The sequence below is a fragment of the Proteus sp. TSJ240517 genome, assembly GCF_047921575.1.
Taxonomy (GTDB): Bacteria; Pseudomonadota; Gammaproteobacteria; order Enterobacterales; family Enterobacteriaceae; genus Proteus.
Genome location: NZ_JBLRMH010000006.1, coordinates 1 through 15,230 on the forward strand (window position 1 = coordinate 1; position 15,230 = coordinate 15,230).

Here is a 15,230-nt window from a genome sequence, read left to right on the forward strand (position 1 = left end):
TGCATTCTACATCTTCCTCATTCAGTGTCAAGCGTTTATTTTCAAGGCTTTTCACTTTTTTCTTCGTTCTCTCAGTCAGTTCGCTTAGCGCCCTGTGCCGTGACAACGAGGACGCATTATAGGGAGTTTTCTGAGGCTGGCAATAGTTTTTTTTAAAAAAAATGTTCGTTTGTTGGTAAATTAAACGAAGTGCCTATTTTTTGTGGCTTTTTAGCCATTTTGGCAAGTCTGCAAGGCTATCGAGAACAAAATCTGCACACTGTTGTGCCTCTTCAGTTATCTCTTTTCCAGTGCGAACAAGAATTTTATGACCCACTCCCGCAGTTTTTGCTGCCAACATATCTTCTTTTTTATCGCCAACCATATAAGAAGAAGCCATATCGATGTTTAATTGTGCTTTTGCATCCATAAACATACCTGAGGCTGGTTTGCGACAATCACATTCTTTCTTATATTCTTCTACAGTGGCGTCAGGATGATGAGGACAATAATAGATACCATCTAAATCAACACCTCTATCTGCCAAAGACCAATCCATCCACTCTGTTAGGTGTAAAAATTGATCTTCACTATAGTAGCCACGCCCAATGCCCGATTGATTAGTCACTAGTACCAAGGCATATCCCATAGCTTTTAATTCAGCCATTGCCTCAATCACGCCATCGATAAATTCAAAGTTATCAATTTCAGACACATAACCATGGTCTATATTAATAGTTCCATCGCGATCTAAGAAAATCGCAGAAATCCCCTTGCTCACAGCATTACTCCATTTAGATATTTTTATTAGTATCGCATGTTTTTTCTTATATAGAGAATGATATCCACGGCTTTCTTTCTTTATTAGTCTTCAACTCTTTTTTATTGACTTAGCCGTCTAGACGCCTTAACATCTATTTTAACTCGGGCAGAATAGTCTTTATGTCCCATATCTACTTATATAAAGAAAAAAATGATTAAACTGACGAATATAAACAAAGTATTTAAGCAGGGAGAGCGTTCTATACAAGCGCTATCAAATATTAACCTGCATGTGCCACAAGGGCAGATTTTTGGTGTTATCGGATCGTCAGGTGCGGGTAAAAGTACACTTATACGTTGTGTGAATATGTTAGAAAAACCCACTTCAGGTGAAGTGCTTGTTGATGGGCGTGATCTCACAAAGTTATCTGATAAAGAATTAACGAAAGCACGTCGTGGTATTGGCATGATTTTCCAACATTTCAACTTACTGTCTTCACGTACCGTATTTGATAATGTGGCACTGCCATTAGAACTTGATAACACACCTCGCGCTGAGATTAATAAGCGTGTTAATGAATTACTTGAATTAGTTGGTTTATCAGATAAGAAAGAGTATTACCCAGCAAACTTATCTGGTGGACAAAAGCAACGTGTTGCAATAGCGCGTGCATTAGCAAATTCACCCAACGTTTTGTTGTGTGATGAAGCCACCAGCGCACTTGATCCAGCAACAACACGTTCTATTTTAGAATTGCTGAAAGACATTAACCGTCGTTTAGGCCTCACCATTTTATTAATCACTCATGAAATGGACGTTGTAAAACGCATTTGTGATCAAGTCGCAGTAATAAGTGGTGGTGAATTAGTTGAAAGTGATGCAGTGAGTGAAGTTTTCTCTCATCCAAAAACACCTGTTTCTCAGGCTTTTATCCAATCAACACTACAATTGGATATTCCTGAAGATTACAAAGAACGTATGAAACCAGAGTGGGAAGAAGGTTTGTTCCCATTATTGAAACTTGAATTTAACGGTCAATCCGTTGATGCACCATTAATGTCCATCGTTGCTCGTCGTTTTGACGCAGATATTAATATCTTAAGTTCACAAATGGACTATGCCGGTGGTGTGAAGTTTGGCGTGATGTTAGCTGAGCTACACGGTAAGAATGGTAATACTGAAAAGTCGATTGCGTTTTTAGAAGAGCATCATGTGAAAGTAGAGGTTCTCGGTTATGTCTGAAGGAATGGTTTATTTATTAATTAGTGGGATCTGGGAAACCTTAGTCATGACCTTCGTTTCAGGCTTCTTTGGTTTTGTCATCGGGCTACCACTTGGTGTTTTACTTTATGTCACTCGTCCTGAACAAATTATGGCAAATCCACCTGCCTATCGTGTTATCTCAGCACTTGTGAATATTTTTAGGGCTATCCCTTTTATTATCTTACTAGTATGGATGATCCCTTTTACTCGCTTGATTGTAGGAACATCTATTGGCTTGCAAGCAGCCATCGTGCCATTAACTGTTGCCGCAGCACCTTTTATTGCTCGTATGGTCGAAAATACGCTATTGGAAATCCCACAAGGATTAATTGAAGCATCTCGTTCTATGGGTGCAACACCAATGCAAATTATTAAGAAAATTTTATTACCAGAATCTTTACCAGGCTTGATTAATGCTGCAACCATTACACTAATTACATTAGTGGGTTACTCAGCGATGGGTGGTGCTGTTGGTGCAGGTGGTTTAGGTCAAATTGGCTATCAATATGGTTACGTTGGCTATAATGCAACTGTAATGAATATTGTGATTGTTCTACTCGTTATTCTTGTTTTTATCATTCAGTTTTTCGGCGATCGCTTAGTGAAGCTGACAACACATAAATAATTAGATTGAAGGTTTCAATTATTAAATCGAAACCTTTTAATTAACAGATCAAATAAGGGTAAATGTATGTCATTGAAATTTAAATCGCTCGCAGTCGTAAGTGCTTTAGTTGGCGCATTAGTATTAGCTGGTTGTGGTGAAAAAGAAAAAGATCCAAACCATATTCGTGTTGGTGTTATTTCTGGCTCTGAACAACAAGTTGCAGAAGTAGCAAAACAAGTTGCTAAAGATAAATATGGTCTTGATGTAGAACTCGTTACTTTCAATGACTTCGTAATGCCTAATGAATCATTAAGTCGTGGTGATATCGATCTTAATGCATTCCAACACAAGCCTTATTTGGATCAACAAATTAAAGATCGTAATTTCAAGATTACTGCGGTAGGAAATACGTTTATTTACCCTATCGCGGGTTACTCTAAAAAAATTACTGATTTAGCTGATTTACCTGATGGCGCTCAAGTGGCTATCCCTAACGATCCAACTAACTTAGGTCGTTCACTGCTGTTATTAGAAAAAGTGGGATTAATTAAATTAAAAGATGGTGTAGGCTTATTACCGACTTCTTTAGATATTATTGAAAATCCTAAAAATCTAAAATTAGTAGAATTAGAAGCACCTCAATTACCACGTTCATTAGATGATCAAAAAATCTATTTGGCGGTAATCAATACCACTTATGCAAGCCAAGTAAACTTAACACCAGCAAAAGACGGTATTTTTGTTGAAGACAAAGAATCTCCATATGTAAATATCATTGTTGCTCGCGAAGATAATAAAGACAGTGAGAATGTGAAGAAATTTATTCAAGCTTACCAAACTGATGAAGTTGATAGTGCTGCAAATAAAATCTTTAACGGCGGTGCTGTAAAAGGCTGGTAATACGTTAAAATTTAACTTAATTATAAAAAAGGCGGACATTTGTTCGCCTTTCTCTTTTTTACTTGGCTAATTTGCATTAAATTAGTGCCGTTTAATTTTTGTATAGACAATAATAAAGAGGATATAACCCATGCACATGCGCTTGCTACTTCTTGGCATCATGGCGCTGTTTATGACAGGCTGTTCAATGCAAAAATCATCTGATGTTGATCAGTCTAAATTTACGGATATGCGTTTAAATAAACCAGGACAACCACAAAAACCGAGGTCACAAACTTTACCTTCAGTGCGTATTGTTGAAAAAACAGAAGACCTTTTAGGTGCACCTTTTAAAGATCTCGGTATTGTCGCTGGCGAGTCTTGTCGTCAAACATTACAAGACCCACCAGCAAGTTTACCTATTGCTAAAAAAAGAATGGCAACAAAAGCGGCTTACAAAAATGCGAATGCCGTTTTATTGCATGAATGCCAAATTGTCACAGGCTTAGGTTGCTATCAATCCGCCATTTGTGAAGGCACAGCCCTACTCATTACAAAATGAACACCTACCAAATGAATCCTATAGGGTATATTTCAAGCCCTTATAAAGAAAAATTTGCCGTTCCACGCCAACCTGGATTAGTCCAGGATGGCGGCGGTCAACTTATTCTACATACCCCTTATAATCACCCCGATGCAGTCAGAGGTTTAGAACAATTTAGCCACCTTTGGTTACTGTTTGTTTTTCACCAAACAGCACAACAAGGTTGGCATCCTTTGGTTCGCCCACCGAGATTGGGTGGAAACGCAAAGATTGGCGTTTTCGCCACCCGTTCAACCTTTCGTCCTAATCCAATTGGTATGTCGTTAGTTGAATTAAAAAAAGTAAATGCCGAAAATCAGTCTGTTATTTTAGAATTAGGCAGTCTCGATTTAGTGGATGGCACTCCTATTCTTGATATCAAACCTTATTTACCGTTTGCAGAATCTCGTCCAAATGCGATTGCAGGGTTTGCACAAGAAGCCCCTAATAACGAAATGCCAGTTTTCTTTTCACAGATTGCATCCGAACAACTGCAACACTATGCAAGTGAATACCCTCATCTTTCACGCTTTATTACCCAAGTATTACAGCAAGATCCTCGTCCTGCTTATAAAAAGGGAGAACAAAATGATAGAATTTATGCGGTACACTTACTCGAATTCAATGTTCGCTGGCAAGTCAATGGACAACAGACACTTGTTCTTAGTGTAGAACCGCGGTAACTTGCTATTATCTTCATTGATATTGCTATCATGAATAATCTAATCTGAGAGTCATTCTCATGTCTTTAGACAAATCAGATTGAAAAAAATGCTTTGCCCCTTTTGGCAGACCTAAGTCACTGGTAGACTAGAGCGTGTTGACCTTTGATGGTCGATTTTTATTCGAATTAAAAGCATTTTAGGCAAGGAGAGGGGCTCGCCGCCTAGTGAACTAGGCTAGCGCCTCTCAATGCAGAATAAAATGAGTGAAACGTCTTTTAATCGAACCCGTAGGGCTGTTTTTATTTTTAAGTGGTCATTGTTAATATCAATCAATGCCCAAACCCAAAATGTTGAATATGTTGCTTGTTTTATAAATTTCTTTTGCTGTAAAAATAAGCAGCAAAGATAAACACGCTCTAGAGTCTTTCTCTAATTATATTGATATAGACTGGCGTGACAGTCAGCCTAAGTATTTTTGTTCTAATGGAACCTAATAATGCGTACTAGCCACTATTTGCTCTCTACTTTAAAAGAGACACCTGCTGATGCAGAAATTGTCAGCCATCAACTTATGCTTCGCGCAGGCATGATCCGTAAACTCGCTTCTGGTCTTTATGATTGGATGCCGACAGGGGTTCGTGTTCTAAGAAAAATTGAAAAAATTGTTCGTGAAGAGATGGACAACGCAGGATCTCTTGAGATTTCAATGCCCGTTGTTCAACCCGCTGACTTATGGCTAGAAAGTGGTCGTTGGGAACAGTATGGCCCTGAATTACTGCGTTTTTCAGATAGAGGTGAGCGCCCATTCGTTTTAGGCCCAACTCATGAAGAAGTTGTTACTGATATTGTTCGTAATGAAATTACCTCTTACAAACAACTTCCACTGAACTTATATCAAATTCAAACTAAATTCCGCGACGAAGTACGCCCTCGTTTTGGTGTTATGCGTTCTCGTGAATTTATCATGAAAGATGCTTACTCTTTCCATATCTCTCAAGAGTCTTTACAAGAGACTTACGACAGAATGTATGAAGCTTACAGCAAAATTTTCTCACGTATTGGTTTAGATTTCCGTCCAGTACTTGCAGATACAGGCTCTATCGGTGGCAATGCCTCTCATGAATTCCAAGTTTTAGCAGACAGCGGTGAAGATGACATCGTCTTCTCAACTGGCTCTGACTATGCAGCCAATATCGAATTAGCAGAAGCAGTAATGCCTGCAACTCCACGAGCTGCTGCAACTGAAGAATTACGTTTAGTGGATACACCAAACGCTAAAACAATTGCTGAATTAGTTGAACAATTCAATCTACCAATTGAAAAAACAGTTAAGACACTGATTGTTCATGGTACAAAAGAGAGTGGTCACCCATTAGTTGCATTATTAGTCCGTGGCGATCACGAACTTAATGAAGTTAAAGCAGAAAAATGCGCTATCGTTGCAGCACCTTTAACTTTCGCTACTGAAGCTGAGATTCGCCAAGCTGTAAATGCAGGTCCAGGTTCATTAGGCCCAGTTAATCTGCCACTACCTGTTATTATGGATCGTTCTGTTTCTGTGATGAGTGATTTCGGTGCAGGTGCAAACGTTGATGGTAAACACTATTTTGGTATCAACTGGGAGCGTGACCTACCTGTTGCTGAAATTGCAGACATCCGTAATGTTGTTGAAGGCGATCCAAGCCCTGACGGTAAAGGAACATTACTAATCAAACGTGGTATTGAAGTTGGTCATATCTTCCAACTTGGCACAAAATATTCAGAAGCATTAAAAGCAACCGTACAAAACGAAGAAGGTCATAACCAAATCGTTACTATGGGCTGCTATGGTATCGGTGTAACTCGTATTGTTGCTGCCGCTATTGAACAAAATCATGATGCTCGCGGTATTATTTGGCCAGATGCGATTGCACCATTCCAAGTTGCTATTTTACCAATGAATATGCATCGTTCTTATCGTGTTAAAGAAGTCGCTGACAAACTTTATGACGAATTACGTGCTCAAGGTATTGATGTTCTGTTTGATGATCGTAAAGAACGTCCGGGTGTAATGTTTGCTGATATGGAACTTATCGGTATTCCACACACGATCGTGATTGGTGATCGTAACCTCGATAACAATCAAATCGAATATAAAGCACGTCGTAGTGATGATAAATCACTAGTCAATGTTGATGATGTTGTTGCCTTTATCAAAGAGCAACTCGCTTAATCATTAAGCCTCTTGACGATAAGAGGCTTCATTGAGCAACAAAAAACCCGCAAAAGCGGGTTTTTTATTAGGAATAGAATAACTAAAACTTAGCTTCTGCTACCACGATGATTTCCACAAGAACCATGACGATTAAAACGAGGTTTTTCATCTGCAACAACTAAAGCTCGGTCATATTGACCGTCTTCCATTGAAGGACGAATACTGTAATAACCATTTACTTCGAGGTAAACAGGTGTTCCACCCTCAACACCCGTTGAGAAATAGCCTTTTTCCAATTCAATACCACTGGCTGCGTAAACACGCCCTGATTGGCAATCTTTAAACGTACCTGCATCAGCAAAATAAGTGAACTCGCCGGCAAGCTGTTTAGGTTGAACCTTAGCTAAAGTATAATTTAGTTCTGAATTAATAACGTTGCCATCAATATCAAGCATGACTAATTTATCTTCACGAGGTAAATAATAGCTCTTCTCACCATAACTATTAGTCAATGTCAGCTTATCTTTACCTAATACCCATGTTCCTGATTCAAAGAAACTACGTTTATCATCAGGTGAACCTTGATAGCTTTGCTCCATAACATAAGAGCCATCTTGATTAACAAGAATTGTCGTGTCGATGCCAGAGCAATCGGCACAAGGCAGAATACTGTTGTAAGTTTGGTCTACAATTTTTCCATCAAGTGATAAGCCAATATTATTTTGGCAACCTGACAGTATAAATAACCCAGCAGCAACGGCTGCAAATAAAAATTTTTTCCCCATCATCGACTCCCTACATTCTGGGTACTTTTTAATAAATCATTCTCTATATGATTCTAACATTTTTTAAAATAAAAGGGGGCAATAAAACAAGCTTTAAGATAAATGCACCCATAATTGTTAATTATTTCTCAAATCACTTCGAATAAAGAACTATTTCAGAAAATTATTATAATAACTATTGTGCTCACATCGAATAACAGCATAATGATTTTATTCTGAATTATTCACTGGCGGCAACACCGCCACGAAAGAGTGGTGAGGGAATATGTCAACAAATACAGAATATCAACCAATTAACTGTGATGATTATGAGTATCTGGAGTTAGCATGCCAGCGTGGTTTAGCGCTCCATATTGAACTGCATGATGGTGAGCTTATTGAAGGTGTTGCGGATGACCTTTTCTTAAGCAAGAAAGTTGAATACCTAAAAGTCAAAACGTCTGAAGGCTCTAAAGATTTACGACTGGATGTTATTGCCAGCTTTTCTAATCCCGAACTTGGGACAATTGTTATAAAATCGGAATAACCGAATAAAGAACAACCGCCAACTGGCGGTTGTTCATTCATGAGCCTTTCGCCACTCAATAGTAATAGCGTGTTCTGATGTTGCTTTTCCCTCAAAAGTAACAAATGTGTCAATAGCTGCAATTAACGTATCATTATAATAAATCAAAGGGATCCGGGTTCTACGCCAAGGTGCAACTTCAAGCTCTTGCCAAATCTTTTTACTATGTCGAGCATGCTCTCGCCCTACAATACGTAAAGATGCTTGTGTTAAACCAAAACGCACAGTGACTTTTTCATCACTCGAAGGCTTTCTGACAGTGTTTTTTCCAGTTTCGGCTACGAGTGATAGAGCACCTAATCCATTAGGTAAACATAAAGGCTCATTGAGCGACCACTCAATAGCATGCTCAGCAGGCTCTTTAATGATTGGAACTAGATAAAGGCGCTGTTTATAACGTCTGACTTCATCTTGATAAAATTGTAATCTAGGTTCAGCATCCGCTTTGGCTAAAGCCACTTCTTGCCATAGTCGTAATATTTGTTGTCTTGAAGGCATGGTTTTATTGTGTTTAGCAAACCAGCGCCTCAGTAAAGCATTGCGCTTTATAACACTACAATGGGCAAGTTGATTAATATCTAAGCTGTGTTCACTGTCCATTAAACTATTAAGTTCAGAATCTAATAGTTCGTCTAGTAGTGCTTCTTGTTCACCACACAATGCAGCACTTCTAGTTACCGCTTGTGAAAAATGAGGCCAACGTTGAGCTAGTAAGGGCATAACACGCAATCGTAAAAAATTGCGATCATAACGATCATCTTGATTACTATCGTCTTCTATCCAAATTAATCGTTGCTCTGTCGCATAGGACTCGATTTGCTCACGAGTAATATTAAGTAATGGTCGAAGTAAATAACTATTCTCAAACACCATCTTGGCAGGCATTGAAGACAATCCAGCAGGGCCACTGCCTCGCTTTAAAGCCAGTAAAAAAGTTTCAGCTTGATCATCTTGGTGTTGAGCAGTCACTAATACTTGTTGTGGCTGTAAATATCGGCGAAAAGCTTGATAACGCGCCTCTCTTGCACCATTCTCAAGACCGCCTTCTTTAGGGTCTACATTCACTTTTTCACTGATAAAATCGACACGCCATTTCTGACAATATTGTTTACAGTGGGCAAGCCAATCATCTGCTTTGATATTTAATCCATGATGAATATAGATAGCTGTTAATTCTAAAGGTAACTGGAATTCATCACGCAAACGAACAAGCCCATGCAATAAAACTGTTGAATCTACCCCACCACTAAAACCCACCAAAATTTTAGTGTAAGGATCAATCTGTTGTTTGATTTCTTCAAGAAGTGAACAGTTTTCCAGTTCCATAGCATTATCATTTATCTGTGAATTCAGATGATTATGTTAAGCTTTTCTACCTGATTTTGCACGAATACAAAGCATTCCTGCAATTAATACCATATCCAAGGATCTTGAATGGCTCATAGAAAGAGCCAAAGAAAGCAGAATATTGATTATTCTGCCTTTGAACAAAAGCTATTTATGCTGTAAAACCACCATCGACCAAATAAGAGGCTCCAGTGACAAACGAAGCTGCGTCACTAGCCAAAAATGCTACAACATTAGCCACTTCTTCTGGCGTACCAAGACGACCAATCGGGTGCAATGTCGCCAACTTTTGCTTATCTAGTTCACGCCCTTCTAATAAAGGTGTATCAATATAACCTGGACAAACCGCATTAATACGAATACCTTTGCTTGCATAATCAATAGCAAGTGTTTGTGTCAGTAATTTAACACCACCTTTTGATGCACAATAGGCAGGAAACTCGTGTTGACCAACAAAAGAGCAAATCGAGCTACAATTAACAATTGCACCTGATAGTTTGTTTTTCAGCCAATATTGAATAGCTGCACGATTAATCAGAAAGAGCCCATTAAGATTAACGTCTAATACTCCTTTCCATTTTTCATATTCTAATTTATCTGCGATGTTATCAGTTAAAATACCAGCATTAGCAAAGATGAAATCCAGTCGCCCATATTTATTTACTACATAATCAATAAGTTGTTCGTTCTCTTTTTCACTTTTCACATCCATTTGTATAAATTCACCCGAAAGCCCTTTTTCTTTTAGGTATTTTTCTGCTTTTTGCCCTCGGGTTAAATTACTGCCAGTGATAACAACAGATGCGCCTAAAGATAGAAACTTTTCCGCAGAAGCTAATCCAATCCCGCTATTACCACCTGTAATTATCCCAACCTTACCATTAAACGATATCATCGCTTTTTCCTCACAAAAGAAGTAAATGACCCTATAAAATAATAGATAGGGTTGATTATTCTTTTAGTAAAAAAGTGAATTAATATTGTTTTTGAGATCAACTTAACACATTGATATATAATGCATTATAGTGAATATAACCTCATTTTATTATCTCAATGAGGATAGTTTTTAGAGACAAAAAAACCTCATGTTATCAACATGAGGTTTTCTTTTACTTTTTGAATAACGTGGTGCTATTAGCAGTAACCGTATTCCATTAAACGTTGGTAGCGACGGTTTGTTAGCTCTTCTGATTCAAATGCATCTAACTCGTCTAAATCAGCTTTGATTTGTGCTTTTAAAGACGCTGCAATTTCATCATAGTGACGATGTGCGCCCCCTAAAGGCTCAGGAATAACTGTATCAATCAGCTTAAGCTCTTTTAAACGATTTGCAGTGATACCCATCGCTTCTGCGGCTAATGGTGCTTTATCAGCACTTTTCCAAAGGATAGATGCACAACCTTCTGGTGAAATAACAGAATAGGTGCTGTATTGCAGCATATTCACTTTATCACCAACACCAATGGCCAGTGCACCACCAGAACCACCTTCGCCAATAACAGTACAGATGATTGGCACGTCAAAGCGTGACATTTCACGTAAGTTACGTGCAATCGCTTCTGATTGACCGCGCTCTTCAGCACCAACACCAGGATAAGCACCTGGAGTATCAATAAAAGTGATAATAGGAAGATTAAAACGTTGCGCCATTTCCATTAAACGAAGCGCTTTGCGATAGCCTTCTGGCGCTGGCATACCAAAGTTACGGCGGATTTTCTCTTTCGTTTCACGCCCTTTTTGGTGCCCAATAACCATCACTGGACGACCATCTAAACGAGCGATACCACCAACAATGGCTTTATCATCAGCATAAGCACGGTCGCCTGCTAATTCTTGGAAGTCAGTAAAGATACGATGAATATAATCCAGTGTGTAAGGTCTTAATGGATGACGTGCAAGTTGTGCTACTTGCCATGCACCAAGATCAGAAAAAATCTTACGCGTTAGCTCTAGGCTTTTTTCTCTTAAGCGTGAAACTTCTTCATCGATATTAATATCAATTTTTTCATCATGTTGGCTAACTGCGGTTAGCGAATCAATTTTCGCTTCTAACTCGGCAATTGGCTGTTCAAAATCCAGAAAATTAAGACTCATAACATTCCTATTTTAGTCAAATTCTAATTCTACCTGCTCATTACCCAGCAGAGTTCGCAGATCCGTTAAAAGCATATCTGTTGGCGTTACACGCCAAGTCGCACCAAATCGTAAACGTGCGCAGGCATCATGCTTTTCAAAATAAAGATGAACCGGTATCGTGCCTGAACGATGAGGTTCTAAAACGCCGCGAAGACGATTTAATAATTGCTCATTAATTTGCCTGTCTGATAATGAGATAGCAAGTCCTCGTGCATATTTTTCACGGGCTTCGTTGATATCCATAAGTTCGCGGACTGTCATTTTAAGCCCACCATTGAAATCATCAAAGCTGACCTGCCCAGTAGCAATTAAAATCTTGTCTTGTTCTAATAAATGTTGGTATTTATCCAATGCATCAGAAAATAACATAATTTCTAAGCGACCTGAACGATCATCTAAGGTACAAACGCCGATCCGATTTCCGCGTTTCGTTGTAAATACTTTAGAAGCAAGTACTAAGCCTGCTACCTTCACCATTTGACCACGAGGTGTTGGTACTAAATCTTTTAGACGCGTTCCTGCCGCATATCGTTCAATTTCTTTTAAATAACGTGTGATCGGATGACCTGTTAAATATAAACCTAACGTCTCTCGCTCACCTTCTAAAACGACTTGGTCTGGCCATTTAGGTATATTGGCATAAGAACGCTCAACTTGTTCAGGCGCTTCAGCTAACACACCAAACATATCCGATTGGCCTATTGCTTCAGCCTTGGCATGTTGGTCTGCGGCTTTTAATGCATCTTCTAATGAAGACATTAAAGCAGCACGATGAGGTCCCAGCTTATCGAATGCGCCTGACATTATCAGTTTTTCCATCACTCGGCGATTCAATTTTTTGGTTTCTGTTCTAGCACAGAGATCAAAAATATCTTTAAAGTGACCGCCTTGCTGACGCGCCTCTACAATTGCTTCAATTGGCCCTTCACCCACACCTTTAATGGCACCAATACCGTAAACGATTTCGCCTTCATCATTTACGTGGAAATGATAAAGACCACTATTAATATCAGGAGGAAGAACCTTTAAGCCCATTCTCCAACATTCATCAACCAATCCCACCACTTTTTCAGTGTTATCCATATCAGCCGTCATTACAGCAGCCATAAATTCAGCTGGATAGTGGGCTTTTAGCCACAATGTTTGATAAGAAACTAATGCATACGCTGCTGAGTGTGATTTGTTAAATCCATAACCGGCGAATTTCTCCACCAAGTCAAAGATCCTCATGGCAAGCTCACCATCGACACCGTTTTTAATAGCACCCTCTTCAAAAACAGAGCGCTGCTTTGCCATTTCTTCAGGTTTTTTCTTACCCATTGCGCGTCGTAACATATCCGCGCCACCTAGCGTATATCCCGCAAGAACCTGTGCAATTTGCATAACTTGTTCTTGGTATAGGATAACACCATAGGTTGGTTCTAGAACGGGCTGTAAGCTTTCATGTTGCCACTTAACATCAGGATATGAGATCTCTTCAACACCGTGTTTACGGTCAATAAAGTTATCTACCATGCCTGATTGCAATGGCCCCGGACGAAATAGGGCAACAAGTGCAATCATATCTTCAAAACAGTCAGGACGTAGGCGTTTGATGAGATCTTTCATACCACGAGATTCCAACTGGAATACCGCGGTCGTTTCTGAACGCTGCAACATGTCAAAACTGCGCTGATCCGTTAATGGGATCGCCGAAATATCAACAGGTTCGAGAGATTTTTTAGCTCGTCGGGCATTAATCATCTCTAATGCCCAGTTAATGATGGTTAGTGTTCTTAAACCTAAGAAGTCGAATTTAACAAGACCCGCGTATTCAACGTCGCTCTTATCAAATTGTGTAACGGGGTTATTTCCCTCAGCATCACAATAAAGTGGCGCAAAATCGGTGATTTTCGTTGGTGAAATAACGACACCACCCGCGTGTTTACCTGCATTACGCGTCACACCTTCTAATTTACGAGCCATATCAATAAGAGACTTAACCTCTTCGTCGGCTTCATAAATTTCTGGTAATTGAGGCTCGGCTGCAAACGCTTTTTCCAGCGTCATACCTGGATCAGGAGGAACGAGTTTTGAAATTCTATCAACAAAACCGTAAGGGTGGCCTAAAACACGTCCAACATCACGAATAACGGCTTTCGCCGCCATCGTACCAAATGTAATGATCTGAGATACCGCATCTCGACCATACATTTCAGCAACGTGGTCGATAACTCTATCGCGTTTTTCCATACAGAAATCGACGTCAAAGTCTGGCATCGATACACGTTCTGGGTTAAGAAAACGTTCGAAAAGTAAGTCGAATTCAAGAGGATCAAGGTCAGTGATTTTGAGTGAGTAAGCGACTAATGAACCAGCACCAGAACCACGCCCTGGTCCGACAGGAACACCGTTATCTTTAGACCACTGAATAAATTCCATCACGATCAGGAAGTAACCAGGGAATCCCATTTGGTTAATCACTTGCAGCTCAATATCAAGACGCTCATCATATTCAGGGCGTCTTTTTTGTCGCTCTTCAGGATCGGGAAATAAAAAGGCTAAGCGTTCTTCTAAACCTTCTTTCGATTTTTTGACGAGGAAATCTTCTGTGCTCATATCCCCTGTTGGGAATTGTGGAAGAAAGTATTCCCCTAAGCGGATCGTGACATTACAGCGTTTAGCGATTTCAACACTGTTTTCTAATGCTTCAGGTATATCAGCAAATAATTCACACATTTCTTCTTCTGTGCGCATATATTGCTGAGGACTATAATTCTTAGGACGTTTGGGATCAGATAACGTAAAACCGTCATGAATTGCGACACGAATTTCATGTGCGTCAAAATCATCACTGTCGAGAAAACAGACATCATTGGTTGCAACGACGGGCAGACCTTTTTCAGAAGCCAGTGCTACTGCTTCATGAAGATAAGTTTCCTCATCAGTACGGCCTGTACGAATAAGCTCTAGATAATAACTATCGGGAAAATGAGTTTGATAATATTCAAGGCACTGATCAACTAAAGCGCGATTTCCGCGAAGTAGGAACTTACCCACATCCCCCATTCTACCGCCAGAAAGCAACAAGAGCCCTTCTTTGTAGGTTGTTAACCACTCTTGTTTAATCGTCGGTCCAACAGCACCATAACCGTGTTTGTAAGCTTCTGAAATCAATAAAGTGAGGTTTTGGTAGCCTACATTATTACGGGCAAGAATAGTAAGATGAGCATATTCATCACCTAATAATTCTGTTTCAAGGTAAACATCAGCACCAATGATAGGTTTAATGCCAGCACCATGTGCAGCACCATAAAATTTCACTAACCCACATAAGTTAGTGAAATCAGTAATCGCAAAAGCAGGCATTCCCAGCGAAGCCACTTTCTTCACAAGAGGCCCTGTTTTTGCCAATCCATCGATCATTGAATAATCGCTGTGTACCCTAAGATGGATAAAACGAGGATCTGCCATAGTGTTTAATT

The 15,230-nt window shown here is 39.5% G+C and carries 13 protein-coding genes; 7 read left to right on the plus strand and 6 right to left on the minus strand.

The window, feature by feature from the left end:
• Positions 1–193: 193 nt before the first annotated feature.
• Positions 194–760 (minus strand): D-glycero-beta-D-manno-heptose 1,7-bisphosphate 7-phosphatase, encoded by a 567-nt coding sequence (gene gmhB, locus ACNARN_RS11115; protein ID WP_109373134.1) that lies wholly within the window; start codon positions 758–760, stop codon positions 194–196.
• Positions 761–952: 192 nt separating this feature from the next.
• Here gmhB and metN point away from each other — a divergent pair, with 192 nt between their 5' ends.
• The 6 genes from metN (at position 953) to proS (ending at position 6,951) form a co-directional block, all read left to right on the plus strand.
• Positions 953–1,984 (plus strand): methionine ABC transporter ATP-binding protein MetN, encoded by a 1,032-nt coding sequence (metN, locus tag ACNARN_RS11120; RefSeq protein WP_099074391.1) that lies wholly within the window; start codon positions 953–955, stop codon positions 1,982–1,984.
• Positions 1,977–2,630, plus strand: coding sequence for a methionine ABC transporter permease MetI (locus tag ACNARN_RS11125; protein WP_109373133.1), 654 nt, complete (start codon positions 1,977–1,979; stop codon positions 2,628–2,630). Before metN ends, ACNARN_RS11125 begins: the two co-directional genes overlap by 8 nt.
• Before the next feature lie 66 nt (positions 2,631–2,696).
• The gene (locus tag ACNARN_RS11130; RefSeq protein ID WP_109373132.1) at positions 2,697–3,512 is read left to right on the plus strand and encodes a MetQ/NlpA family lipoprotein; all 816 of its coding nucleotides are present in this window, start codon (positions 2,697–2,699) and stop codon (positions 3,510–3,512) included.
• Positions 3,513–3,642: 130 nt separating this feature from the next.
• Positions 3,643–4,053, plus strand: coding sequence for an Rcs stress response system protein RcsF (gene rcsF, locus ACNARN_RS11135; protein ID WP_109373131.1), 411 nt, complete (start codon positions 3,643–3,645; stop codon positions 4,051–4,053).
• Complete coding sequence (gene tsaA, locus ACNARN_RS11140; RefSeq protein ID WP_198626180.1) at positions 4,050–4,757, plus strand: tRNA (N6-threonylcarbamoyladenosine(37)-N6)-methyltransferase TrmO; 708 nt, start codon at positions 4,050–4,052, stop codon at positions 4,755–4,757. The genes rcsF and tsaA overlap by 4 nt, the downstream gene beginning before the upstream one ends.
• A 478-nt stretch (positions 4,758–5,235) precedes the next feature.
• A complete protein-coding gene (gene proS, locus ACNARN_RS11145; protein ID WP_198620929.1) occupies positions 5,236–6,951 on the plus strand; it encodes a proline--tRNA ligase in 1,716 nt (571 codons plus the stop codon).
• 89 nt (positions 6,952–7,040) lie between these two features.
• On the opposite strand, the gene nlpE is transcribed toward proS, so the two are convergent.
• The gene (gene nlpE, locus ACNARN_RS11150) at positions 7,041–7,721 is read right to left on the minus strand and encodes an envelope stress response activation lipoprotein NlpE (RefSeq protein ID WP_160230640.1); all 681 of its coding nucleotides are present in this window, start codon (positions 7,719–7,721) and stop codon (positions 7,041–7,043) included.
• A gap of 262 nt (positions 7,722–7,983) precedes the next feature.
• Between nlpE and rof the strand changes: the two genes are divergently transcribed.
• Positions 7,984–8,244 (plus strand): Rho-binding antiterminator, encoded by a 261-nt coding sequence (gene rof, locus ACNARN_RS11155; RefSeq protein WP_109373127.1) that lies wholly within the window; start codon positions 7,984–7,986, stop codon positions 8,242–8,244.
• A 33-nt stretch (positions 8,245–8,277) separates the two neighbouring features.
• Here rof and tilS read toward each other — a convergent pair whose 3' ends face one another.
• The 4 genes from tilS to dnaE form a co-directional block, all read right to left on the minus strand.
• Positions 8,278–9,609, minus strand: coding sequence for a tRNA lysidine(34) synthetase TilS (gene tilS, locus ACNARN_RS11160; RefSeq protein ID WP_416304461.1), 1,332 nt, complete (start codon positions 9,607–9,609; stop codon positions 8,278–8,280).
• A gap of 172 nt (positions 9,610–9,781) precedes the next feature.
• On the minus strand, positions 9,782–10,525 hold the full coding sequence (locus tag ACNARN_RS11165; protein ID WP_198630373.1) for an SDR family NAD(P)-dependent oxidoreductase: 744 nt from the start codon (positions 10,523–10,525) through the stop codon (positions 9,782–9,784).
• Positions 10,526–10,764: 239 nt separating this feature from the next.
• Entirely contained in the window at positions 10,765–11,724 is a 960-nt protein-coding gene (accA, locus tag ACNARN_RS11170; protein ID WP_416304462.1) for an acetyl-CoA carboxylase carboxyl transferase subunit alpha, read from the minus strand.
• A gap of 12 nt (positions 11,725–11,736) precedes the next feature.
• Positions 11,737–15,219 carry a DNA polymerase III subunit alpha gene (gene dnaE, locus ACNARN_RS11175; protein WP_160230641.1) on the minus strand — a complete coding sequence of 1,161 codons (3,483 nt, stop codon included), beginning with the start codon at positions 15,217–15,219 and terminating at the stop codon, positions 11,737–11,739.
• Between the last annotated feature and the right edge of the window lie 11 nt (positions 15,220–15,230).